Annotated in this window: 26 protein-coding genes and 1 tRNA gene; 9 read left to right on the top strand and 18 right to left on the bottom strand. The window is 69.1% G+C overall.

Features of this window, described 5'->3' with window-relative positions:
• Positions 1 to 108 precede the first annotated feature (108 nt).
• The gene (locus GC203_RS09805; RefSeq protein WP_293453755.1) at positions 109 to 753 is read right to left on the bottom strand and encodes a hypothetical protein; all 645 of its coding nucleotides are present in this window, start codon (positions 751 to 753) and stop codon (positions 109 to 111) included.
• On the opposite strand from GC203_RS09805, the gene phaC reads away from it, so the two are divergent.
• From phaC to GC203_RS09780, 5 genes are all read left to right on the top strand, one after another.
• Positions 731 to 2,587 (top strand): class I poly(R)-hydroxyalkanoic acid synthase, encoded by a 1,857-nt coding sequence (phaC, locus tag GC203_RS09800; protein WP_293453753.1) that lies wholly within the window; start codon positions 731 to 733, stop codon positions 2,585 to 2,587. The two genes, GC203_RS09805 and phaC, sit on opposite strands and share 23 nt — an antisense overlap.
• 127 nt (positions 2,588 to 2,714) lie before the next feature.
• Positions 2,715 to 3,044 carry a PadR family transcriptional regulator gene (locus GC203_RS09795; protein WP_293453751.1) on the top strand — a complete coding sequence of 110 codons (330 nt, stop codon included), beginning with the start codon at positions 2,715 to 2,717 and terminating at the stop codon, positions 3,042 to 3,044.
• Positions 3,041 to 3,601, top strand: coding sequence for a DUF1700 domain-containing protein (locus GC203_RS09790; protein WP_293453750.1), 561 nt, complete (start codon positions 3,041 to 3,043; stop codon positions 3,599 to 3,601). Before GC203_RS09795 ends, GC203_RS09790 begins: the two co-directional genes overlap by 4 nt.
• A 19-nt stretch (positions 3,602 to 3,620) precedes the next feature.
• The gene (locus GC203_RS09785; RefSeq protein WP_293453749.1) at positions 3,621 to 4,460 is read left to right on the top strand and encodes a DUF2807 domain-containing protein; all 840 of its coding nucleotides are present in this window, start codon (positions 3,621 to 3,623) and stop codon (positions 4,458 to 4,460) included.
• An 18-nt stretch (positions 4,461 to 4,478) separates the two neighbouring features.
• On the top strand, positions 4,479 to 5,243 hold the full coding sequence (locus tag GC203_RS09780) for a DUF2807 domain-containing protein (protein ID WP_293453748.1): 765 nt from the start codon (positions 4,479 to 4,481) through the stop codon (positions 5,241 to 5,243).
• On the opposite strand, the gene msrB is transcribed toward GC203_RS09780, so the two are convergent.
• From msrB to GC203_RS09740, 8 genes are all read right to left on the bottom strand, one after another.
• Entirely contained in the window at positions 5,240 to 5,737 is a 498-nt protein-coding gene (gene msrB, locus GC203_RS09775; RefSeq protein WP_293453746.1) for a peptide-methionine (R)-S-oxide reductase MsrB, read from the bottom strand. The genes GC203_RS09780 and msrB overlap by 4 nt on opposite strands.
• Positions 5,738 to 5,768: 31 nt before the next feature.
• Positions 5,769 to 6,215, bottom strand: coding sequence for a GNAT family N-acetyltransferase (locus GC203_RS09770; protein WP_293453744.1), 447 nt, complete (start codon positions 6,213 to 6,215; stop codon positions 5,769 to 5,771).
• On the bottom strand, positions 6,212 to 7,192 hold the full coding sequence (argC, locus tag GC203_RS09765; protein WP_293453742.1) for an N-acetyl-gamma-glutamyl-phosphate reductase: 981 nt from the start codon (positions 7,190 to 7,192) through the stop codon (positions 6,212 to 6,214). The genes GC203_RS09770 and argC overlap by 4 nt, the downstream gene beginning before the upstream one ends.
• 75 nt (positions 7,193 to 7,267) lie before the next feature.
• Complete coding sequence (gene rpsI / locus GC203_RS09760; RefSeq protein ID WP_293453740.1) at positions 7,268 to 7,756, bottom strand: 30S ribosomal protein S9; 489 nt, start codon at positions 7,754 to 7,756, stop codon at positions 7,268 to 7,270.
• Complete coding sequence (rplM, locus tag GC203_RS09755) at positions 7,756 to 8,229, bottom strand: 50S ribosomal protein L13 (RefSeq protein WP_293453911.1); 474 nt, start codon at positions 8,227 to 8,229, stop codon at positions 7,756 to 7,758. Before rplM ends, rpsI begins: the two co-directional genes overlap by 1 nt.
• Before the next feature lie 162 nt (positions 8,230 to 8,391).
• Positions 8,392 to 8,976 carry a cytochrome P460 family protein gene (locus GC203_RS09750; RefSeq protein WP_293453738.1) on the bottom strand — a complete coding sequence of 195 codons (585 nt, stop codon included), beginning with the start codon at positions 8,974 to 8,976 and terminating at the stop codon, positions 8,392 to 8,394.
• A gap of 81 nt (positions 8,977 to 9,057) precedes the next feature.
• The gene (locus GC203_RS09745; protein WP_293453736.1) at positions 9,058 to 10,038 is read right to left on the bottom strand and encodes a GlxA family transcriptional regulator; all 981 of its coding nucleotides are present in this window, start codon (positions 10,036 to 10,038) and stop codon (positions 9,058 to 9,060) included.
• A 62-nt stretch (positions 10,039 to 10,100) separates the two neighbouring features.
• A complete protein-coding gene (locus GC203_RS09740; protein ID WP_293453735.1) occupies positions 10,101 to 11,132 on the bottom strand; it encodes a COX15/CtaA family protein in 1,032 nt (343 codons plus the stop codon).
• Between the two features lie 90 nt (positions 11,133 to 11,222).
• Between GC203_RS09740 and GC203_RS09735 the strand changes: the two genes are divergently transcribed.
• Together GC203_RS09735 and GC203_RS09730 are read left to right on the top strand one after the other, a co-directional pair.
• Positions 11,223 to 11,420, top strand: coding sequence for a DUF2842 domain-containing protein (locus GC203_RS09735; protein ID WP_293453733.1), 198 nt, complete (start codon positions 11,223 to 11,225; stop codon positions 11,418 to 11,420).
• Positions 11,421 to 11,477: 57 nt separating this feature from the next.
• Positions 11,478 to 11,554, top strand: a tRNA-Pro gene (locus tag GC203_RS09730).
• A 30-nt stretch (positions 11,555 to 11,584) separates the two neighbouring features.
• On the opposite strand, the gene GC203_RS09725 is transcribed toward GC203_RS09730, so the two are convergent.
• From GC203_RS09725 to GC203_RS09700, 6 genes are all read right to left on the bottom strand, one after another.
• Complete coding sequence (locus tag GC203_RS09725; RefSeq protein ID WP_293453731.1) at positions 11,585 to 11,992, bottom strand: MerR family transcriptional regulator; 408 nt, start codon at positions 11,990 to 11,992, stop codon at positions 11,585 to 11,587.
• 18 nt (positions 11,993 to 12,010) lie between these two features.
• On the bottom strand, positions 12,011 to 12,310 hold the full coding sequence (locus GC203_RS09720) for an integration host factor subunit alpha (protein ID WP_293453910.1): 300 nt from the start codon (positions 12,308 to 12,310) through the stop codon (positions 12,011 to 12,013).
• Positions 12,311 to 12,410: 100 nt separating this feature from the next.
• Positions 12,411 to 13,406 (bottom strand): beta-ketoacyl-ACP synthase III, encoded by a 996-nt coding sequence (locus GC203_RS09715; protein WP_293453729.1) that lies wholly within the window; start codon positions 13,404 to 13,406, stop codon positions 12,411 to 12,413.
• On the bottom strand, positions 13,393 to 14,445 hold the full coding sequence (plsX, locus tag GC203_RS09710; RefSeq protein ID WP_293453727.1) for a phosphate acyltransferase PlsX: 1,053 nt from the start codon (positions 14,443 to 14,445) through the stop codon (positions 13,393 to 13,395). The genes GC203_RS09715 and plsX overlap by 14 nt, the downstream gene beginning before the upstream one ends.
• A gap of 73 nt (positions 14,446 to 14,518) precedes the next feature.
• The gene (locus tag GC203_RS09705) at positions 14,519 to 15,034 is read right to left on the bottom strand and encodes a DUF177 domain-containing protein (protein WP_293453725.1); all 516 of its coding nucleotides are present in this window, start codon (positions 15,032 to 15,034) and stop codon (positions 14,519 to 14,521) included.
• A complete protein-coding gene (locus GC203_RS09700; RefSeq protein ID WP_293453724.1) occupies positions 15,031 to 15,558 on the bottom strand; it encodes a ubiquinol-cytochrome C chaperone family protein in 528 nt (175 codons plus the stop codon). The genes GC203_RS09705 and GC203_RS09700 overlap by 4 nt, the downstream gene beginning before the upstream one ends.
• Positions 15,559 to 15,681: 123 nt before the next feature.
• Between GC203_RS09700 and bamE the strand changes: the two genes are divergently transcribed.
• On the top strand, positions 15,682 to 16,176 hold the full coding sequence (gene bamE, locus GC203_RS09695; RefSeq protein ID WP_293453722.1) for an outer membrane protein assembly factor BamE: 495 nt from the start codon (positions 15,682 to 15,684) through the stop codon (positions 16,174 to 16,176).
• Between the two features lie 83 nt (positions 16,177 to 16,259).
• Here the strand turns inward: bamE and GC203_RS09690 are convergent, their stop codons facing one another.
• On the bottom strand, positions 16,260 to 18,401 hold the full coding sequence (locus GC203_RS09690) for a sodium-translocating pyrophosphatase (protein WP_293453720.1): 2,142 nt from the start codon (positions 18,399 to 18,401) through the stop codon (positions 16,260 to 16,262).
• Between the two features lie 183 nt (positions 18,402 to 18,584).
• A complete protein-coding gene (locus GC203_RS09685; protein ID WP_293453719.1) occupies positions 18,585 to 19,025 on the bottom strand; it encodes a hypothetical protein in 441 nt (146 codons plus the stop codon).
• A gap of 106 nt (positions 19,026 to 19,131) precedes the next feature.
• Here GC203_RS09685 and GC203_RS09680 point away from each other — a divergent pair, with 106 nt between their 5' ends.
• Positions 19,132 to 20,073: a retroviral-like aspartic protease family protein gene (locus GC203_RS09680; RefSeq protein WP_293453718.1), complete on the top strand. Its 942-nt coding sequence runs from the start codon at positions 19,132 to 19,134 to the stop codon at positions 20,071 to 20,073.
• Here GC203_RS09680 and GC203_RS09675 read toward each other — a convergent pair.
• Positions 20,070 to 21,341: a sulfatase gene (locus tag GC203_RS09675; protein ID WP_293453717.1), complete on the bottom strand. Its 1,272-nt coding sequence runs from the start codon at positions 21,339 to 21,341 to the stop codon at positions 20,070 to 20,072. The genes GC203_RS09680 and GC203_RS09675 overlap by 4 nt on opposite strands.
• Positions 21,342 to 21,343: the final 2 nt, after the last annotated feature.

The following is a 21,343-nucleotide window of genomic DNA, read 5'->3' as shown; positions in this document are numbered from 1 at the left end:
GTGAGGCTTCGATAGACTCTGGGGCAGAGTCCGCCAAGCCGGGTTTGAGGAAATTTGCGCCTCCGCGGGGCTTTCGGGCCCTGCGTCGGAGATCGACGGCGAGGACCTTCAGCGCGGCGGAGGCGGGGTAGCTCGTTGCCGCTGTTCGCGGGCGAAGGCTTCGGTCTGTCCAGCCGCCGAAACGGGCGGCGGCGGCGCGGCGTCCTTGCGGGCGGCCTCCGCGAAGGCCTCGGTGCCCTCCAGGGTCCAGGTGTCGGGCGCGGTGGCCGCCTTCAACGCCTCGCCCTCCGCCAGCACCTGCTCGGCGCTCTCGCGGTACTGACGCGCGGGGCGGATGTCCTTCGGCGCGGGGGGAATGCTGGCGAAGGTGGGATATTTTCCCTCCTGCCGGGTCATCCGCGCCACGTCGGCGGCCACCGGCGAATCCGGATCGACCTTGGCGTCCTTGAACGGATTGCCGATGCACCCCGCGAGCAGCGCGCAGCCGATCCCGACGCCGACGGCTCGGCTCCCGGCGGAGACAGTTCGAAAAAGTGCGCGCGACGCATTCATTTGCGGCAAGGTCTTATGCGATGATCGAGTTGTGCGAAAGAGCGCGAACGTTCGTCGCGCCACGCGGGAGAACGACCGGATGAGCGAGCATACCTCGTCCTCGCCCAAAGCGCGGGCGAAGAAGGCCGGAACCAAGAAGGCCTCCGCAAAGGCCAAGGCGAAGGTCGCGCCGGAGCCCGTGGTCGAGGAGAAGACCTTCAAGGTCGAGGCCAAGATCGAGGCGGCCGCGTCCCCCGAGGGCTTCGGCCCGGTGGCCTTCACGGCCGAGCAGCGCGCGCAGGTCGAGCGCCTTTCGGCCAACCTCGCGCGGGCCGCCGTCACCGCCCAGGGCGCCATCGCGGAGATGGCGTTGCGCCAGGCCGACCGGCCAGCGGCCCTCTCGCCAGATCCCTTCCACGTCGCGCCGGCGCTGACCCAGGTCATGGGTCGGCTGGCGGCGCAGCCCGACCGCGTGATGCGCGCGCAGGCCGACCTCTTCTCGCGCTATCTCGACCTCTGGCAGGCCGCCGCCCGCCGCGCCGCCGGCGAGCCGACCGAGCCCGTGGTGAAGCCGGCCCGTGGCGACAAGCGGTTCAACGACCCGGACTGGTCGGACAATCCCGTGTTCGACGTCATCAAGCAGTCCTATCTGCTCACCGCCAACTGGCTTGAGGGCTTGGTCGCCGACGTCGATGGAGTGGATCCGCTGGAGAAGCGCCGCGTCGAGTTCTTCGTGAAGATGCTCACCGACGCCTTCTCGCCCTCGAATTTCCTCGCCTCCAACCCGACGGCCCTCAAGGAGGTCCTCTCCAGCGGCGGCGAGAGCCTCGTGCGGGGCATGGAGAACTTCCAGCAGGACCTCCAGCGCGGCGGCGGCCAACTGTCGATCGCCCAGACCGACTACGACCTGTTCAAGATCGGCGAGAACGTCGCCACCGCACCTGGCAAGGTCGTTTTCCGCAACGATATCATCGAGCTGTTGCAGTTTTCTCCGGCGACGGAGACGGTTTGCGAGATCCCGTTGGTGATCTTCCCGCCGTGGATCAACAAGTTCTACATCCTCGACCTGCGGCCCGAGAACTCGATGATCCGCTGGCTCGCGGCGCAGGGCGTCACCGTCTTCGTGGCCTCCTGGGTCAACCCCGACGCCAAGCTCGCGACCAAGACGTTCGAAGACTACATGCGCGAGGGCATCTACGAGGGCGTCGCCGCGGCCATGAAGCAGGCCGGCGTCGACCATGTGAACGCGGTTGGCTACTGCATCGGCGGCACCCTGCTCTCGGCCACCCTGGCCCACATGGCGGCCAAGGGCGACACCTTCATCGGCGCGGCGACCTTCTTCGCCGCCCAGCAGGACTTCTCCGAAGCCGGCGATCTGCTGCTCTTCACCAACGAGGACTGGCTGAAGGACCTCGAAGCCAAGATGGACGAGGGCGGCGGCGTGCTGTCGGGCCAGTCGATGGCCGATACCTTCAACGCCCTGCGCGCGAACGACCTGATCTGGTCGTTCTTCGTGAACAACTACCTGCTCGGCAAGGAGCCGAAGCCCTTCGACCTGCTGTTCTGGAACTCCGACCAGACGCGCATGCCGAAGACGCTGCACACCTTCTATCTGCGCAAATTCTATGGCGAGAACGCTCTGGCGAAGGGCGAGCTGGTCCTCGATGGCGTCACCCTGAACCTGGGCGACGTGAAGATCCCGATCTACGCCCAGTCGTCCCGGGAGGACCACATCGCCCCCGCGCGGTCGGTCTACAAGGGCGCGCGCCTGTTCGGTGGGCCGACCACCTTCACCCTGGCGGGCTCCGGCCACATCGCGGGCGTCATCAACGCCCCGGCGGCCCACAAGTACCAGCACTGGATCAACGACAAGCTGCCGCCCACGCTGGAGGAATGGCAGGCCGGCGCGGTCGAGCATGCCGGCTCGTGGTGGCCGCACTGGGCCGAGTGGCTCAAGGCGCATTCGGGCAAGCAGGTCCCGGCCCGCGATCCGGCCAAGGGCCCGCTGAAGCCCCTTGGCGATGCCCCCGGCGACTACGTCCGCGTGAAGAGCTAGCCCGAAAACCGCGGAGGCGGCGGCCCCGTCACACGGCGACGCGCGGGTTACTAAGGTTTAATGCAAGCTACCTTGCGTCGCTCACTACCTTGCCGTACCTCATGGCTCGACAAGGAGGCGCAACCACGTGCCCGAAGCCATCGAGATCCAGCTGAAGAAAGGCGCATTGGAGCTCTGCGTCCTGGCCCTTCTCTCCCAGCATGACAGCTACGCCTACGAGATCGCCAGCCGCCTGGCCGACGCGATCGGCATGGGCGAAGGCACCATCTATCCGCTGATGCGGCGGTTACAGGCCGACGGCCTGGTCGAAACCTATCTGGTCGAGAGTTCGTCGGGCCCGCCGCGCAAATACTACCGGCTCAGCGAAGCCGGCCGAAAGAGCTTCGACGGCCAGAAGGAGGCCTGGTCCTCCTTCTCCGGCGCCGTCGACCAGATCGTCTTTGGAGGGGCCAAATGACTCGTGAGGCGTTCATCGCCCGCTTGCGCGAAGGCCTGCGCGGATTGCCCCCGCAGGCTGTCGCCGACATCATCGCCGATTATGAGGCCCACTTCGCCGACGGCGAGGCCGAGGGCCGCAGCGAGGCCGACGTGGCCAAGGCGCTCGGCGATCCCGACCGCCTGGCCCGCGAGATCCGCGCCGAGAGCACCATGGCCCGCTGGCGCGAGGAGCGCAGCCCCTCGGCCGCCGCGTCCGCGGTCTTCGCGGTGCTGGGCCTCGGCGCCATCGACATCCTGGTCCTGCTGCCGATCCTGATGGGCATCGCCGGCGCGATCTTCGGCCTCGCGGTCGCGGTCGTGGTCTGCTTCTTCGCCGGCGCCGTGGTCTTCGCGGCCGGGCCTTTCGTCGATCCGCCCGGCGGCCCGGTCACCGCCATCCTGGCCGGCATCGGCATCATGGCCGGCTCGGCCTCGGGCGGCGCGGTCCTGACCATCGTCTCGATCGGCCTGATGAACGCGCTCGTCTGGTACGGGCGGCTCCACTACCGGCTGCTGAAGCCGGCCCTCGAATCTTGAGCCCCGGGGAGGCCAAGCCATGATCCGCGTTCTCGTGATGATCGCCGCCGCGGGCTTCGTGCTCTGCGTCGCCACCCTCTCCGCCGCCGTGGCGATCGGAGGGCCCGACGCCATCGCCCGGGGCGGCTGGACCATCCTGTCCGATAAGGACTTCGACCACTGGGGCCGGTGGGACTGGGATTGGGATTGGGATCGCCATTACCACGACCGTCGCGCCGAGCGTGACGATGGTCCCCAGGCGACCCGCAAGCTGGCCTGGAGCGGGGCCGACGAGCTCGAGGTGGGTCTGCCGGCCGACATCCGCTACATCCAGGCCTCCGGCCCGGGCTCGGTCGAGGTAACCGGTCCGGCGGACATCGTGGAGCGCGTCGCCGTGCGCGGCGACCGCATCACCCTCGACCGCAAGCGCCACCGGTGGCCGCGCAAGCTCGACATTGTCGTGCGCGCGCCGAACATCTCCCGCTTCCAGCTGTCGGGCGCCAACACGCTCGCCATCGAGGACTATCGCCAGGACAAGCTGCGCCTGCGGCTCTCCGGGGCGAGCGACGTGGTGGCGCGCGGCGAGGCCGACACCATCGACGTGGAGATCTCGGGCACGGGCCACGCGGACTTCGGCGACCTGAAGGTCAAGGGCGCTGAGGTTCGGATCTCGGGCGCCGGCGACGCCACAATCGCGCCCAGCGAATGGGCCAAGCTTGAAATCTCGGGCATGGGGGATATCCGGTTGCTCACGCATCCGCCGAAGCTGGACACGGACATCTCGGGCGCCGGACGCGTCCGCCAGGTGGACGCCGGCGCTCACCCCTCCCCCGCCCCGCCCCCGTCACCCGCTCCGCCGCCGAAGGGCGCCCGGACCTGATCGCCTGAAAGGGGCGCGATGATTCGCCCGCTCGTCATGATCGCCGCCGCGGGCCTCGTCCTTTCAGCGTGCGCGCTCTCGGCCGCCGTGATGGTCGCGGGGCCCGAGGCGGCGCTGCGGGGCGGCTGGACCTGGAACCTGGGCGAATGGGGCAATCGCTGGTGGGACGGCCCGCCCGAGATCGCCCGCGGCGACGGCCACTGGTCGGAGCGCGACCTGGAACCGATCAGCCGCACGCTGGCCTGGCGTGGCGCCGACCGCCTCGTCGTCGACCTCTGGGCGAACGTCCGCTACGTGCAGGCCGATGGGCCGGGACGCGTCGTCGTGACGGGGCCGCGCCGGGCCGTCGAACGGGCGGCGGTGCGCGGCGACACCCTGCGCTACCGCAGCGGTCGCCACCGCAGCTATCCGCGCCTCGACGTTATGATCCTGGCGCCGAACGTGACCAGCTTCGATGTCTCCCGCCGCAGCGCGCTTTCGATCGAGTCCTACGATCAGCCACGCCTCAATGCGGACGTCTCCGACGATGCCGCGCTCACGGCCGAAGGCGTCGCCGGCGAGCTCAACCTGGACGTCACGGGGAAAGGCTCCGCCGACCTCGCCAAGCTCAAGGTGGCCCGCGCCAACATCGACGTGGCCGGATCGGGGGCGGTGACCGTGGCGCCGACCGAGCTCGCGCGACTGGGCGTCGCGGGCTGGAGCAACCTGCGCCTGCTCACGCGGCCCAAGCGGGTCGAGACCCACATCTCCGGCGAGGCGCGCATCACCCGCGCCGGGTTTTAGGCCGGGACGAACTTCAGGGCGACGCCGTTGTTGCAGTAGCGCAGGCCGGTCGGCCGGGGCCCGTCGTTGAACACGTGGCCTTGGTGTCCGAGGCAGCGCGCGCAGTGGTACTCGGTACGCACCTCCAAGGCGAGCTGGGTGTCGGTCTTCTTGCCGAGCGCGCCCGGAATCTCGTCGTAGAAGCTGGGCCAGCCCGTGTGGCTGTCATACTTCCACTGCGACTTGAAGAGCGGCAGGCCGCAGCCCAGGCAGGCGAACACGCCCTTCCGGTGCTCATTCAGCAGCGCGCTGGTGCCCGGGCGTTCGGTCGCCTCGTGACGCAGCACCTGGTAGCTCGCCTCCGGCAAACGCTTCCGCCATTCGGCGTCGGTGATCTTGCGGTACGGCGACGTGGCGTAGGGATCTGCCTTGGCGTGCGCGAGCGCCGGAAGTCCGAGCGCGACGGCGGATGCGGCGGTGAGGAAGCGGCGGCGGTCGGGGGTCTGGGTGTTCATGACTTCTAATACGAACGCCGAGGCCGTTTGGTTACAACCCCGGTGGGCTCCAGAGATAGCGAACGTCGGGCGTCTTCTCCTCGTTGCCCTCGCCGTCCGTGAACTCGACGGGGCGGAATCCGCGGGCCTCGTAGAACCGCCGCGCGCGGGCGTTCTGCTGGAAAGTCCAGAGCTGGACCGGACCGCCCTGGTCGAAGGCCTTCTGCAGCAGCGACGGCCCGATCCCGCGTCCTTGGTGGTCGGGGTGGATGAACAGGTGGTCGACCCAACCTTCCCGCAGGGTGATGAAGCCGACCGGCGCGCCGTCGACCTCGGCCACCCAGACCGGGTCACTGCCCGCGATGCGGCCCTCCATGAAGGCGCGGTCCTCCTCGGCCGTATGCAGCTCGGGCAGGAACGGCAGGTTCACGCGGAAGCAGGTCCGCAGGATCACCGCCAGCGCCGGCGCATCTTCGGGCCGGGCCGGCCGCACGATCACAGCCCGGCGGCCTCCGGCAGGCCCAGCATCAGGTTGAGGTTCTGCACCGCCGCGCCCGAGGCGCCCTTGCCGAGGTTGTCGAGCAGGGCAACGAGCCGCGCCTGGCTCCCGTCCGCGGCGCCGAAAACGAACAGCCGCATGCGGTTGGAGCCGTTGAGCGCTTCTGGATCGAGCGCCTGCACATAGCCGGCCGCGCCGGCCCTCGCCTTCTGCAACTCGGCGCACTCAGCTTCGCTGGCCACCTCGACGAAGGCCTCGCCGGCGTAGGCGTCCGCCAGCGCCGCCAGCAGGTCCTTCGGCGCCGGCCGGCCGGGCAGCGCCCAGAGCTGGAGCGGGACTTCCACCAGCATCCCCTGGGCGTAGCGGCCGACCGAGGGGGCGAACACCGGCGGATGCGCCAGCCCCGCATGGGCCTGCATCTCCGGCAGGTGCTTGTGGGCGAGCGTGAAGCCGTAGGCGCGGAAGGCGTCGTTGCTGCGTTCGGGCGCGGGCCGGTCCTCGAACTCGGCGATCAGGCCCTTGCCGCCGCCGGAGTAGCCGGACACGGCGTTCACGGTCAGCGGAAAGTCGGCCGGGATCAATCCCGCCGCCACCAGCGGCCGCACCAGGCCGATGAAGCCCGTCGGATAGCAGCCCGGGTTCGACACCCGCGTGGCGCCGCGGATCGCATCGCGCTGATCCTTCGACATCTCGGCGAAGCCATAGGTCCAGTCGGGCGCCACCCGGTGGGCGGTCGAGGCGTCGACCACCTTCACGCTGTTGGAGGTGATCATCGAGACCGCCTCGCGCGCGGCGTCGTCGGGCAGGCACAGCACCACGGCGTCGGCGGCGTTCAGCAGCTCGGCGCGGGCGTCGGCGTCCTTGCGCCGGGCCGGATCGATCGACAGCACCTCCAGGTCGGAACGCCTGGCCAGGCGCTCGCGGATCTGGAGCCCCGTGGTGCCGGCTTCGCCATCGATGAAGACTGTGTGGGCCATGTCAGGTTCCGGAAAAGAGAAAGGGCGCCTCGGTTGCCCGAAGCGCCCCTCGCAAACACGAATGCTCGCGCGGCTTTAGCGCTTCGAGAACTGGAAGCTGCGTCGGGCCTTGGCCTTGCCGTACTTCTTCCGCTCGACCACGCGGCTGTCGCGGGTGAGGAAGCCGTGCGGCTTGAGCAGGGCCCGCAGGCCGGGCTCGTAGTTGGTCAGCGCCTTGGAGATCGCGTGGCGCACGGCGCCGGCCTGGCCGGAGAGGCCCGAGCCTTCCACCGTGGCGACGACGTCGAACTGGCCGGCGCGATCGGTCAGCTGCATCGGCTGGGCGATCATCATCCGCAGCACCGGGCGGGCGAAGTAGACCTCCTGGTCGCGGCCGTTGATCGTGATCTTGCCGCTGCCCGGCTTGATCCAGACGCGGGCGACGGCGTTCTTGCGCTTGCCGGTGGCGTAGGCGCGGCCCTGGGCGTCGATCTTGGGCTCACGGACGACGGCCTCTTCGGCCGCCTGCGTGCCCATGCCCTTCAGGGCGTCGAAACCGGTGGCTTCGGTCGTGGCTTCGCTCATTACGCGCTCCGCACGTTCTTGGCGTTCAGGTCGGCGAACGCGATGGATTCGGGGTTCTGGGCCGCGTGCGGGTGCTCGGCGCCGTTGTAGATGCGCAGGTGCGTCATCTGCTTGCGGGCCAGCGGGCTCTCCTTGGGCAGCATCCGCTCGACGGCCTTCTGCAGCACCCGCTCGGGGTACTGGCCGTTGAGCAGCTCGCCCATGGCGCGCTGCTTCACGCCGCCCGGGTGGCCGGTGTGCCAGTAGAAAATCTTGTCGCTGAGCTTCTTGCCCGTGAACTTCACCTTGTCGGCGTTCACGACGACGACGACGTCGCCGCAGTCGACGTGAGGCGTGTAGTCAGGCCGGTGCTTGCCGCGAAGACGCATGGCGATGAACGAAGCCAGGCGGCCGACCACGGCGTCCTTGGCGTCGACCACGATCCACTTCTTCTCGACCTCGGCGGGCTTCAGCGAAGCCGTGGTGCTCTTCAGCATGAGGGACGATCCGTTTGTACCAATGGCGGGTTCGCGAGCTGCGCCCCCGACGTGAGGCGCGGCATATGCCGAAAAGCCGAGGCGATGTCAACACGCCTATCGGCGATGCAATTTACATAAATTACGGGTTTTATTCAGAAAAATGTATACGGTATTTGATTACCGCGCCTTTTCTTCGGCCGAGTAGGCCGCACTGAGGGTCTCCTTCGCCTTCGCGACCGGGAGGAGCGTCGGATAGAACTGGACGAAGGTGGTGTCGACCACCCCATGCGCCTCGTGACAGGCGTTGCACTGCGATGTCTGAGGCAACGCCTGAGCCGGGGCCTCGCCGTTGAACGGGAAGAACGCCCAGCCGCTGGCGAACCGCTTGTCCTTCAGGTGGACCTCGACGCCCATGCGCCCCGTCTGGAAGAGGCCCTTCCTGTTGATCGAGCCCTGGCCCTGCCCGCCCCGGATCTCCAGCACGAACATCGCGCCTTCGGGCCAATGACCCGTTTCCAGGAAGCCGTCGTACGAGGCCCGGTCCACGAAGACGTTGTCGAACATATGCTGGTCGGCCATGCCGGCGTTCTCGACATAGGCCATGTCCATGCCCGACGAGAGATAGACCCAGGTGCGATACTCCCTGGGGAATTCCAGCTTGCCGTCCGTCGTGAAGGCGGCGGCCGGGGTCTGGGCCTGAGCGCCGACGCCGATCATCGCCGCGGCGATGATCGCGCTCCTGAAGACAAGACTGTGTCGCATCGGCCCTCCGTGATCGCGCCAGGGCGCAGGTGGCCGGAGGCCGGCTCGGCCCGCAATGACGCCGAGGCGATGATTCCGGACTCAGGCCGCCACGTCCGGCGCCCGCGAGAACCGCGCCCGGTAGAGGCTGGGCTGCATGTCGAAGCGGCGCTCGAAGGCGCGACGGAACACTTCGGCGCTTGCATAGCCCACCGACGCGGCGACGCTGTCGACCGTAGCGGCCGAGCCGAGCAGCCGGTCGGCGGCCTCCGCCAGGCGCAGGGCCTCGACATATTCCCCGGGCGAAACATCGAAGGCCGCCTTGAACCGCCGCGCGAAGTGACGCGGGCTGCAGTTCACACGCCCGGCCAGCGCTTCCACCGACAGGTCGGCGGTGAGGTTCGCCGGAATCCACGCCGCGAGGTCGGCGAACCGCCCACCGGCGCGGGCCTGGAAGCGCAGGGGTTCGGAATACTGCCGCTGCCCGCCAGACCGTTTGAGGTAGACCACCAGTTCACGAGCGACGGCCAGGGCCACCGAAGGGCCGAGGTCTTCTTCCACCAGAGCCAGCGCCAGATCTATGCCGGCCGTAATGCCCGCCGAGGTCGCGAACCGCCCGTCGCGGATGAAGATCGCGTCCGGCTCGAGGCGCAGCGTCGGGCACCGACGTGCGACTTCATCGGCGTAGCGCCAGTGCGTCGTCGCCCGGCGGCCGTCCATAAGCCCGCTGGCGGCCAGCGCGATGACCCCGGTGCAGACGGAGACCATCCGAGGGGTCGACGCCGCCCGTTCGCGTAGCCAGCCGCCGAGCGGACCCAAGACCTCGGGCGCCCGTACGCCGGCCCCGCCGGGCACGACGATAGTGTCCAGCGCCGGTGCGTCGGCCAGCGCGAAGCGCGCGGCGATCTCCAGGCCCGACTCGCATCGGAACGGCGCCCCGTCGGGGCTCAACACCACGACCTCGTAGGCCGGTTCGCCGGGCGGCGTGACGAGCGGAACACTGGCGAACACCTCCGCAGGTCCCGTGAGATCGAGCGCGTTCGCGCCCGGATAGCCGACAATCCCGATCGTACGCGTCGCCATGATCCCACCCTCAAGCTTCGACGATGCCCATGGGCGCGGCGCGGGGGCGAATGAATTCGGGTTCAGACCCGTCGCACCCGCCAGGCGAATGCGATCGTCAGCGCGAAGACGGCAGCGCCTGTAAGCTGGTGCGCGATCGCCAGCGCGAGGGGCGCGTGGGCCATCAGGGTGATCACGCCGAGCAGAGCCTGCGCCAGCACCGCGCCTGCGACAGCCAGGCCCAGGGCTTTGGAGCCCGGCGCAAGATAGCTCGACCGCCACGCCGACACGCCCATGGCCAGAGCCACGGCCGTCACGAGATAGGCCATCAACCGGTGATGGAGTTGCACGGCGCCCTGGCTGTGCGCCAGCGTCGCCCAGAGGCCGCCCGCCCAGTAGTCGTCGGGCAGCAGCCGGCCGTTCATCAGCGGCCAGTCGTTGTAGACGAGTCCCGCGTCGTTGCCGGCGACCAGCGCGCCCAGCAGGATCTGGAAATAGACGAGGCCGATCAGGATCGCCGCACGCCGCCCCCAGGGACTGGGAAGCGTTTGACGCGCGGCCCCGGCCCAGCAGTCGAACGCCGTCCAGAGCAGCGCGCCTAGCAAAGCGAAGGCGAGGCCCAGGTGGATCATCAGCCGCTCGGGCGCCACCGACACCCGCTGGGCCAGGCCGCTCGCCACCATCCACCATCCAACCAGGCCCTGCAGGCCGCCCAGCACGAAGATGCCGGCGAGGCGCGCGACCAACCTCCGCGGCAGGTCGCGACGCGCCGCGAAGATCACGAACGGCACGAAGAAGACCACGCCGACCAGCCGCCCCAGCAGCCGGTGCGACCACTCCCACCAGTAGATGGTCTTGAAGTCGGCCAGGCTCATCCCGGCGTTCAGCTGGGCGTACTGCGGGATCTGGCGGTAGCGCGCGAACTCGGCCTGCCAGTCGGCGTTGCTGAGCGGCGGGATCGCGCCCGTCACGGGCTTCCATTGCGTGATCGAGAGGCCGGAGTCGGTCAGCCGCGTCGCGCCGCCCAGGATCACCATGCCGAGGACGAGGGCCGCCACCACGAACAGCCAGATCGCCACCGGCTTGGAACGGTCGGAACGCAAAAACGAGGTCATAGGGCGGGTTGGCGCCAATTTTCGGCTGAACTTGGGCGAGCTCCATTTAGCGGGCTTACGCTCGCGTCTCCAGGCCTCTATGACCGCGCCATGCCCGCGCGCGTCCGCAAGCTCATCGGCCTGGTCGCCATCCTGGCTTTCCTGATCGTCTACGTCGCGGCGGCGGCGGCAGTGGGAGAGCGCCTGCCCGACCATTGGCTGGTGAAACTGGTCTACTACGCCCTGACCGGCACGCTCTGGGGCCTGCCCCTGTTCCCGCTGATCCGCTGGATGAACACCGAGCCCTGATTGGGCCTTGCTCTTGCGGCGCAAGCGGTTAGAAGAGCCGCCTCGCCGCCGGGCTCGCGGAGCGTGGCGCAGCTTGGTAGCGCACTTGACTGGGGGTCAAGGGGTCGCAGGTTCAAATCCTGTCGCTCCGACCAGCGCCCGGCGGCGAGCGATTTTCCCCGACTTCAGCGCTTCAATAGCCCGTCCAGCCGGGCCTTGGCCGTCTCCAGGTCGCGCAGCGCCTCGAGCAGGGCGTCCTTGGCCCCGCTCGCCGGCGCGTTTCCCGGCCTCGGATCGGCCTGCCGCGGGACTTCGGGGGGCGCATCGCCGCCGGCCGCGACGAGGTGCTTGATCCCCTGCTCGCGATGCAGCTTCTGCACGCCCTTGATGGTGTAACCCTCGTCGTGCAGCAGCCGGCGCACGCCGCGCAGCACCGCGATGTCGGAGGGACGGTAGAAGCGCCGCCCGCCGGCGCGCTTCATCGGCTTGATGAAACTGAACTTGGTTTCCCAGAACCGCAGCACATGCTGGGGCACGTGAAGCTCATCCGCCGCTTCGGAGATCGTGCGGAAGGCGTCGGGCCCCTTGGCCACCGGACTACGAGGCCCTCATCACGAGAGGGCTTGATCGACCCGGGCCTTCATCACCTGCGAGGCGCGGAAGCCGATCACCCGGCGCGGATCGATCGCCGCCGGTTCGCCCGTCTTCGGATTGCGGCCCATACGGGCGCGCTTGGAGCGCACCTGGAACACGCCGAACCCGGAAAGCTTGACCTGTTCGCCCTGCTCCAGCGCCTGGCACATCATGTCGAGCACCCGCTCGACAAGCTCCGAGCAGTCCTGGCGGGTAAGGCCCACCTGTTCGTGCACCGCCTCACAGAGGTCGGCCCGCGTCACCGTAGGCCCTCTCATGGTCGCCTTGGTCCCCGCCGCCATGTCGTTCATGGGTCTTGATTGTCCCATTGCGACAAAGACTTCAAGTCACGCTTTGCAGTTTTGGCGAAGCCGCCGGTCAAAGGCGCAGGACGCAGGCGCCCCAGGTCAGCCCGCCGCCCATCGCTTCCAGCAGGAGGAGCTGGCCCGGCTTGATCCGACCGTCGCGGACGCCCTGGTCCATCGCCAGCGGAATCGAGGCGGCCGAGGTGTTGGCGTGTTCGGCCACGGTGGAGATCACACGGCTCTCGTGAATGCCCAGCCGCTTGGCCACGCCCTCCAGGATCCGCTGGTTGGCCTGGTGCGGGATGAACCAGTCCACCTCGGCCACCTCGATCCCGGCGTCCCTGGCCGCCGCCGTCACCGCCTCCGAGATGTTGACCACGGCATGGCGGAACACCTGGTTGCCCTGCATGCGCAGGTAGCCGGTCTGGCGGTTGGTGGACACGCCGCCGTCCACATAGAGCAGATCCTGCTTCGTGCCGTCGGCCCGCAGGGCGAAGCCCAGCAGTCCGCGGTCGGCGGTCGTCCCCTCGCCTTCCCCCGGCTCCAGCACGAACGCCCCGGCGCCGTCGCCGAACAGCACGCAGGTGGTGCGGTCCGACCAATCCATCAGCCGGGTCATGGTCTCGGCGCCGATGACCAGGGCGCATTTCGAGCGCCCCCGCGCGACGAAGCCGTCGGCCACCGAAAGCGCGTAGACGAAACCCGAGCAGACCGCCTGGACGTCGAAGGCCACGCCAACCGGCGCGCCCAGCTTGCGCTGGACGATGGTGGCGGTGGCCGGGAAGGTCAGGTCGGGCGTCGTCGTGGCGACGATGATCAGGTCGATGTCCTCGGGCGTACGCCCGGCCGCGGCCAGGGCCCTGCGCGCCGCCTCGGCCGCGAGGTCCGACACGGGCGTATCGTCGTCGGCCTGGCGGCGCTGGCGGATTCCCGTCCGCTCGCGGATCCATTCGTCCGACGTGTCGACGCGGGTCGAGAGTTCCTCGTTCGTCACGATGCGGTCGGGCAGGAAGCCGCCCACCCCGGTGATCACGCTACGCAGGACTTTTGACAATTCAGGCGGCTCCATCCGCGGATGCGGCCGCCGCGGGCGCGAGCGCGGCGGGAAGCCGCCTCATATTCCGTTCGATCTCGGACGCAAAGCCGCTTTGCGCCACTTCGGCGGCCGCGCGCAGGGCCTTGGCGAAGTCGCGCTCGTCGGCCGAGCCATGACACTTCAGCACCAGCCCGTTCAGCCCCAGAATCGGTGCGGCCGGCGGCGGGCTTATCTTCTCCCGGAATCGCAACAACGAGGAACGGGCCAGCAGGAAGCCAAGCGTCGCGAACGGCCCGTTGGTCAGCGCGGCGCGCAATTCGCCGTACATGAACCGCGCGGCGCCCTCCATCGCCTTGAGCGCCACGTTGCCGGTGAAGCCGTCGGTGACGATGACGTCCACGCAGCCCTTGGTGATGTCGTCGCCCTCGACGAAGCCACGATAGTCCAGGTCGACCCCGCCCTCGCGCAGGATGCGGTTGGCCTCACGGACCTCCTCGTGGCCCTTCATCTCCTCAGAACCCACGTTCAACAAGCCGACCGTGGGGCGCGCCACGCCGTGGGCCGCGCGGTGATAGGCCTCGCCCATGACGGCGAACTCGACGAGGAGTCGCGCGTCGCAGTCCACGTTGGCGCCCACGTCGAGAAAGGTGGTGATCCCCGAGGCGTGGGGCATGCTCGCCACCAGGGCCGGGCGCTCCACATCGCCGATCATCCGCAGAATCAGACGCGAGATCGCCCACAAGGCGCCCGTGTTGCCGGCGGATACAGCGCAATCGGCCTCGCCTTCTCGGACCGCCTCCACCGCCGCCCACATCGATGTGCCCTTGCCCCGCCGCAAGGCCTGGGCGGGCTTCTCGTCCATGGCGATCACCCGCTCGGCGTGGCGGATTTCCACCCGGCCATCCAGGCCGGAGGCCCGCTCCATCTCGGCGCGGATCGCCGCCTCGTCGCCATGCAACAGCAGTCGCACGTGCGGCAGGTCGGCCAACGCCTTGGCGCAGGCCGGGACCACCACGGAGGGTCCGTGGTCGCCGCCCATCGCGTCGATGGAGATCGTGAGGGATTGGGTCAAATCGGCGCTTTCGTCCCGTCGCCCGGCCGGATTCGCGGCCAGGACCATAGCCCGCCAAGTTGCAGAGTGGAAACTAGCCCTTGCGGTCCTTGAGCTTCTGAAGCGCGGCGAAGGGCGAAGCCTCCGCGACCGGGGCCACGTAGTCGAACGTCACGCCCGGTTTGCGGGGAAATGGGTCCAGCTCCAGGGCCAGATGTTCCTCAACATAGCCGGCCACGTCGATCGCGTCGGACTCGAGCACGTCGGGCGCATCGGGCCCGTCCGGATCCAGCTCCATCTCGCCGGCGCCCGCCGGGGCCGCGTGCGGACTGTCGGCCGGCACCACGCGCACGTCGAACTCCGCCGACACGGGCTCTTCGAAGGGTTCGAGGGTGACCCCGCAAATCTGTTCCACGACGGCGTCGAAGCGGCCTGACACCTCGGCGCCGTCCAGCCACGCCTTGACGGTGACCTGGGCGGTCAGCGCCGGAAGACCCTTCAGCCCCAACCTCCGGGCGATCTCGCCGCGTTCGGCATCATCGGGCTCCAGCCGCAGACGAACCGCGCCCCGGTCCAACTCGTGCAGCTTCACGGGCCGGCCCCAGCTCAAGCGAGGCTCCAGGCGATCTCGCCGCCGAAGAAGCGCTCCAGCGGCTGGTCGGCCAGCGCCTGGCGCTGGCGCAGGAAGTAGGCGGCGAGGTCCGGCGCGCGCGCCGCGTCGCCTTCGGCGTAGACGGTGCGGGCCAGCAGCGCTTCCAGTTCGGCCGCGGCCGGCAGCGCCGCCAGCGCCTCCTCGAAGGCGCGCACGCGGCCATAGAACGCCTCGCCCAGCTTGCGCATCCGCTTGCCGACCGACAGGTCGCCCACGCCCAGCTCGCGCAGCGCATGGTCGAGATCGGACAGATAGGTGTCGAACAGGGCCTGGGCGGTCTCGGCGGCCTGATCACCCTTGCCCTTCAGGCGCTCCAGCACGAGGTAGACGTGGACGCTGTAGGCCTCGAAGCGCCCCTCCGGCGTATCGGGCACGCCCAGCTCGGCGTAGAGCGCGGGCGTCCGGGCCTGGGCCACGATCAGGGGGTAGAGCGCGCGCCCCGCCGCGAGGGCCGGTCTCGGCTTGAACAGGCTCTTGAGCATTGAGCGGCCTCGATTTCGCCCCACCGGGTAGCTAAAGGCGGCATTGAACTAAGGGGCGGCCGGCGATAGGTCAAAGCCTCTTGCGATTTGATCGGCCGAATCCAGCCTCCAGAAAAGATCCCGATGTTCCGACGCGCCGCCTACGCCGCATTGGCCGCCACCACGCTGGCGACCGCCGGGCTCTCCGCCTGCTCCCCGATCACCAGCTACTCGGGCTTCCAGGCGATCGATTCCGACCCCAAGGACGTGGCGGTCGGGACCGACACCAAGTCGACCGTGCGCGCCAAGCTCGGCTCGCCGTCGGTGACCTCGACCTTCGATCCGAACGTCTGGTTCTACGTGAACCAGATCAAGCAGCGCGTGGCGTTCCGGAAGCCCAAGGTGACCTCCCGCAATGTGACCGCCATTACCTTCGACAAGGAGAGCGAGGCCGTCACGGCGGTGAACGTCTACACGCTGAAGGACGGCAAGGTGATCGCCTACAACAACCGCGAGACGCCGACCCGCGGTCGCGAGATGACGGTGCTCGAGCAGCTGCTCGGCAGCGTGGGTCGCGGCGGCCTGCTTCCGCAGGACGACGAGGGCGTGCCGGGCACGCGCCCGGGCGACCGCCGCTAAGCCGCCCCCTTTTCACCGGCCAAGAAAAACGCCCCGGAGATCGCTCTCCGGGGCGTCTTCGTTTCCGCCGTGGCGGGTGGGGGTTAGCCCACCGCGCCGTGCGCCAGGATCGCCAGCAGCAGCAGGGCCACGATGTTGGTGATCTTGATCATCGGGTTCACGGCGGGACCCGCCGTGTCCTTGTAGGGGTCGCCGACGGTGTCGCCGGTCACGGCCGCCTTGTGGGCCTCGGAGCCCTTGCCGCCGTGGTGACCTTCCTCGATCAGCTTCTTGGCGTTGTCCCAGGCGCCGCCGCCGCTGGTCATCGAGATCGCGACGAACAGGCCCGTCACGATCACGCCCATCAGCATCGCGCCCAGGGAAGCAAAGCCGTTCACCTTGCCGGCGATGGCGGTGATCGCGAAGAACAGCACGACCGGCGAGGCCACGGGCAGCAGCGACGGGACGATCATTTCCTTGATCGCCGCCGAGGTCAGGATGCCCACGGCGCGGCCGTATTCCGGCTTCACCTCGCCCGTCATGATGCCGGGGTTCTCCTTGAACTGACGGCGCACCTCGGCCACGACCGATTCAGCAGCCCGGCCCACGGCGGTCATCGACATGCCGCCGAACAGGAAGGGCAGCAGGCCGCCGAACAGCAGACCGACGACCACGTACGGGTTGGACAGGTCGAAGGCCACCGCGCCCAGGTCCGAGAAGAACGAGCCCGGCTCGGCGTTCGCCGAGAAGAACTTGAGGTCCTCGGTGTAGGCCGCGAAGAGCACCAGGGCGCCCAGGCCGGCCGAGCCGATCGCATAGCCCTTGGTGACCGCCTTGGTGGTGTTGCCAACGGCGTCGAGGGCGTCGGTCGTCACACGGACTTCCGGCGGCAGGCCCGCCATCTCGGCGATGCCCCCGGCGTTGTCGGTGACCGGCCCGAAGGCGTCGAGCGCGACGATGAACCCGGCCAGCGACAGCATCGACGTCACCGCGATCGCGATGCCGAACAGGCCGGCGAGGCTGTAGGTGACGATGATGCCCGCGATGATCACGATGGCGGGCGCCGCGGTGGACTCCAGGCTCATGGCGAGGCCCTGGATGACGTTGGTGCCGTGGCCGGAGACCGAAGCCTTGGCGACCGACTTCACCGGCCGGAAGCCCGTGCCCGTATAGTACTCGGTGATCACCACGATGAGGGCGGTCACGACGAGGCCGACCAGGCCGCAGTAGAACAGCTGGCTCGCGCCGAACGTCTTTTCGGTCGCCGTGCCCGCGGCCACGGTGATGGCCTCAGGGGCGAGGCTGTGGATCACCCACCAGAGCGCCGGCACCGACAGCACGCCGGTGACGATCAGCCCCTGATAGAGCGCGCCCATGATGTTCTGCGACTTGCCGAGGCGGACGCCGAACGTGCCGATGATCGAGGTGAAGATGCAGACGCCGCAGATGCCCAGCGGCAGCAGCATCATGTTGCTCACGTCGGGGGTCCCGCGGAAGAAGATCGCCGCCAGGACCATGGTGGCGACCGTGGTCACCGCATAGGTCTCGAACAGGTCGGCGGCCATGCCGGCGCAGTCGCCCACGTTGTCGCCCACGTTGTCGGCGATGGTCGCGGCGTTGCGCGGATCGTCCTCGGGGATGCCGGCCTCGACCTTGCCCACCATGTCGCCGCCCACGTCGGCGCCCTTGGTGAAGATGCCGCCGCCGAGACGGGCGAAGATGGAGATCAGCGAGGCGCCGAAGCCCAGCGCCACCAGGCTGTCCACGACTTCACGGCTGGTGTTTTCCAGCCCCATCGGCCCGGTCAGCACGAAGTAGTAGCCCGCGACGCCCAGCAGGGCGAAGCCGGCCACCAGCATGCCGGTGATGGCGCCCGAGCGGAACGCCAGCGAAAGCCCCTTGGCGAGGCCTTCCGACGCCGCCTGGGCGGTCCGGACGTTGGCGCGCACCGAGATGAGCATGCCCGCAAAGCCCGCAGCGCCCGACAGCACCGCGCCGATAAGGAAGCCGATCGCCGGAAGCGCGCCCAGAAGGAAGTATCCGGCGACCAGGATCACGGCGCCGACGATCGCGATGGCGGTATATTGCTTCTGAAGGTAGGCCTGCGCGCCTTCCTGGATGGCCGCGGCGATCTCCTGCATCCGGGCGTTGCCCGGCGACGAGCGCAAGAGCGACATCGTCTGGAGCACGCCGTACAGAACGGCGCCTGCCCCGGCGACGATCGCCAGCGTAAGCATTGGACTCATGTGATGCGCACCCCTTTGCGATTGCGCGGAGGGGACCGGCGCCGCCTTCGTTCGCGGCTATTTCCGAATGCCCCTGCCCCTTGATGTTTCCCCAACGTTGCCGGCGGCGCGCGCGGGCGCCCCGGAAGACGGGCCGGAAACTACTCAGGTTTCAAGGGTCCGCGCAACAAGGGCGCGCGTCGCTCAGGCCGCAGGCTGGATGTATCGGTGCAGCGGGGCCTGCTGGGTCACCACGACCGACCGAATCTGGCCCGGACCCACGATCCGCGCGGCCTCGGCGGTCAGCGAGGCCGACAGGCGCTGGGTGTCGATCTTGCTGAGGTCGGACGGCAGCGAGAACGGCGTGCGATGCGCCACACGCACCAGGGCGTCGCGGAAGAACGGCTCCTTCTCTCGCCACTTCGACACGTTGGCCGCGCTCGTCAGGTTGATGCGCACATAGACGAACACGTAGTTGACCAGCCGGTCCTTGTAGACGATCGGCAGGCCCACAGGCAGCAAGTCCACGTACTGGCCGACATCGCCCTTCCCCTCGCCCTCCTCCTTGCCCTTCGCTTCCGAGGCTTGCGAGGCGCTGGCGACCGCCGAGGCGGCCGCGGCGATCATGAGGACGCGGCGGAGCATGGCCCCACGATCATCCGAATCTGTTGCCGTAAGGTTGCCACGGCGTGGTGGCGTTGCCCGAACGGTGGTATCGTCGCGGCGACGAAATAAGGGAGGAGGACGGAGCATGTCTCCGACCCGCCGGGCCGCCGCCTTCGGTCTGCTGGGCGCCGCCGGCGCCATGACGCCCCTCTCGCGCGCCTTCGCTGAACCCGACCCGGCCGAGGCGCCCGACGAAGACGCGCCCGACACCGCGCTCGACACGGGCGAGGATCGCTACGACCACATGCTGGCCCCGGTGACGATCAACGGCCAGGGCCCCTTCAACTTCCTCCTGGATACGGGCGCGAACGTCAGCTGCGTTTCGCATCGCCTGGCCGAACAGCTCTCGCTCGAGCCCCGCGAGTCGGCGCGGGTTCACACCGTCGTCGGAGTCCGCGAGCGGCCCATCGTGCTGCTGGACGAACTCCAGGTGGGGCCTCGCAATCGCAAGCGGGTGCGCGCGCCCTCGCTGCCGATCAAAGGACCCGAGGTGGACGGCGTCCTGGGCGTCGACTGGCTCAAGGGGCAGCGGCTGGTGCTCGACTTCCGCGCCCGTCGGCTGGAGATCACCCGCTCGCAGCGGGACGAGGGCGTGCCGGGCCGCATCGTGATCGTGCCCGCGCGCCGCCGTCACGGCCAGCTCACCATCGTCGACGCCGACCTCAACGGCACGCGCATCAGCGCGATCATCGACTCCGGCGCCCAGAGCACCCTGTGCAACAGCCGCCTGCGCGACATCGCGCGCTCGCAGGAGCTGCGGAGCGGCCGGCGCACCGAGCCGGTCATCGTGCGCATGGAGACGCTGGCCGGCGAGAGCTTCACCGGCGAGTCCGTCTTCCTGCCGTTCCTGCGGCTGGGCGGGCTGCAGCTCGGCAACGTGCCGGTCACCTGCGCCGACACCCACGTGTTCGACATCTGGGATCTGGCCGACAAGCCCGCGCTAGTCATCGGCATGGACCTGCTGGGCCAGTTCGAGCAGGTGGCCCTCGACTTCGGCCGCTCCAAGGTGAAGTTCGAATTCACCTAATCGGGGTGGTCGGCCGCGCTGGCCGGGGCCACGTGAGGCGGGAAGAGGTCGGCCATCGGCTCGTACTTGGCCCGAGCGCGCTCCAGCCGGCCGCGCATGTCGGCCAGCACCTCGGGCTGCAGGCGCGCGACGCTGTAGTTCTCGCCAGGGTCGGCCTGCATGTCGAACAGTAGCGGCAGCGCATCGAGCGGGGCGTCGTAGGTCCGGTAGTACGAACGCGCCACCAGCTTCCAGGGCGCGGTCCTGAGGCCCGCCACGTGATTGTTGTTGAAGAGCAGGATCTCCTCGTGCGGCGAGGCGCCCTGACCCGTGAGCATGCCGGAGATGTCGGCGCCGTCCAGTTCGGCCTCGGGCGGCGACAGTCCTGCGAGGGCCGCCAGGGTGGGCAGGAGGTCCAGGTTGCTCGCCAGGCCGCTGTCGACGTGGCCGGCCGGGAGACGGCCGGGCTGGCGGGCGACGAACGGCACCCGGAACCCGCCGTCCCAGGCCGAGCCGCCCTTCCGGTCGCGGAACGGCCCCGAGGAGCCCTCGAACCAGGGCCCGTTGTCGGACGTGAAGATCACCATGGTGTCCTCGTCGAGGCCCAGCGCCTTCAGCCGGTCCAGCAACCGGCCGATGTTGAGATCGATCTCCTCCACCACCTCGCCATAGGCGCCGGCCGGCGAGCCCGTGAGGTCGTCGGGATTGGGGACCAGAGGGATGTGCGGCGCGGTCAGCGCCAGCAGCACGAAGAACGGCCGCTCGCGGTTCTCCTCGGCGAAGGCGATGGTCTGCTCGAAGAAGCGCTGGGTGAGCGTGGCGAACTCGACCTTGCCGTCCTGCTGCTCGACCGCCTCGCCACGGCCCTCGTAGAGCGCGAGCGGACGCATGTCGTGGCTGTAGGGCAGCCCGTAGAAGCGGTCGAAGCCGTAGACCGTGGGCGGCCAGTGCGGCGCCACGTGGCCCAGGTGCCACTTGCCGACCAGGGCGGTGGCGTAGTCGGGCTTCAGCGCCTGCGGGAGGGTGATCTCGCTCAGCGGCAGGCCCTTGGTGTCGGCCGGCTGCAGCACCTCGTGCGCCAGCCCCGAGCGGATCGCGTAGCGGCCGGTCAGCAGGCCCGCCCGCGACGGCGTGCAGACGTTGGCCGACGCGTAGAAGTCGGTGAGCCGGACGCCCTCGGCGGCCATCCGGTCGATGTTTGGCGTGCGGATATGGCGGCCGCCGTCGCAGCCGACGTCGCCGTAGCCCAGGTCGTCGGCAAGGATCACGATGAAGTTCGGCCGGCGCATGC

The sequence above is a fragment of the Phenylobacterium sp. genome, assembly GCF_016124325.1.
Lineage (GTDB): Bacteria > Pseudomonadota > Alphaproteobacteria > Caulobacterales > Caulobacteraceae > Phenylobacterium.
This window is presented reverse-complemented; position numbering and strand designations above follow the sequence as displayed.

Excerpts from the sequence above, each read along its gene's own strand:
- GC203_RS09790 (WP_293453750.1), top strand. The coding sequence starts at position 3,041 with ATGACTCGTGAGGCGTTCATCGCCCGCTTGCGCGAAGGCCTGCGCGGA.
- GC203_RS09680 (WP_293453718.1), top strand. The coding sequence starts at position 19,132 with ATGTCTCCGACCCGCCGGGCCGCCGCCTTCGGTCTGCTGGGCGCCGCC.
- GC203_RS09690 (WP_293453720.1), bottom strand. The coding sequence starts at position 18,401 with ATGAGTCCAATGCTTACGCTGGCGATCGTCGCCGGGGCAGGCGCCGTT.
- bamE (WP_293453722.1), top strand. The coding sequence starts at position 15,682 with ATGTTCCGACGCGCCGCCTACGCCGCATTGGCCGCCACCACGCTGGCG.
- GC203_RS09700 (WP_293453724.1), bottom strand. The coding sequence starts at position 15,558 with ATGCTCAAGAGCCTGTTCAAGCCGAGACCGGCCCTCGCGGCGGGGCGC.
- GC203_RS09735 (WP_293453733.1), top strand. The coding sequence starts at position 11,223 with ATGCCCGCGCGCGTCCGCAAGCTCATCGGCCTGGTCGCCATCCTGGCT.
- GC203_RS09780 (WP_293453748.1), top strand. The coding sequence starts at position 4,479 with ATGATTCGCCCGCTCGTCATGATCGCCGCCGCGGGCCTCGTCCTTTCA.
- GC203_RS09740 (WP_293453735.1), bottom strand. The coding sequence starts at position 11,132 with ATGACCTCGTTTTTGCGTTCCGACCGTTCCAAGCCGGTGGCGATCTGG.
- GC203_RS09715 (WP_293453729.1), bottom strand. The coding sequence starts at position 13,406 with ATGGAGCCGCCTGAATTGTCAAAAGTCCTGCGTAGCGTGATCACCGGG.
- GC203_RS09785 (WP_293453749.1), top strand. The coding sequence starts at position 3,621 with ATGATCCGCGTTCTCGTGATGATCGCCGCCGCGGGCTTCGTGCTCTGC.
- GC203_RS09675 (WP_293453717.1), bottom strand. The coding sequence starts at position 21,341 with ATGCGCCGGCCGAACTTCATCGTGATCCTTGCCGACGACCTGGGCTAC.
- GC203_RS09750 (WP_293453738.1), bottom strand. The coding sequence starts at position 8,976 with ATGCGACACAGTCTTGTCTTCAGGAGCGCGATCATCGCCGCGGCGATG.
- argC (WP_293453742.1), bottom strand. The coding sequence starts at position 7,192 with ATGGCCCACACAGTCTTCATCGATGGCGAAGCCGGCACCACGGGGCTC.
- GC203_RS09685 (WP_293453719.1), bottom strand. The coding sequence starts at position 19,025 with ATGCTCCGCCGCGTCCTCATGATCGCCGCGGCCGCCTCGGCGGTCGCC.
- msrB (WP_293453746.1), bottom strand. The coding sequence starts at position 5,737 with ATGAACACCCAGACCCCCGACCGCCGCCGCTTCCTCACCGCCGCATCC.
- GC203_RS09745 (WP_293453736.1), bottom strand. The coding sequence starts at position 10,038 with ATGGCGACGCGTACGATCGGGATTGTCGGCTATCCGGGCGCGAACGCG.
- rpsI (WP_293453740.1), bottom strand. The coding sequence starts at position 7,756 with ATGAGCGAAGCCACGACCGAAGCCACCGGTTTCGACGCCCTGAAGGGC.
- GC203_RS09720 (WP_293453910.1), bottom strand. The coding sequence starts at position 12,310 with ATGAGAGGGCCTACGGTGACGCGGGCCGACCTCTGTGAGGCGGTGCAC.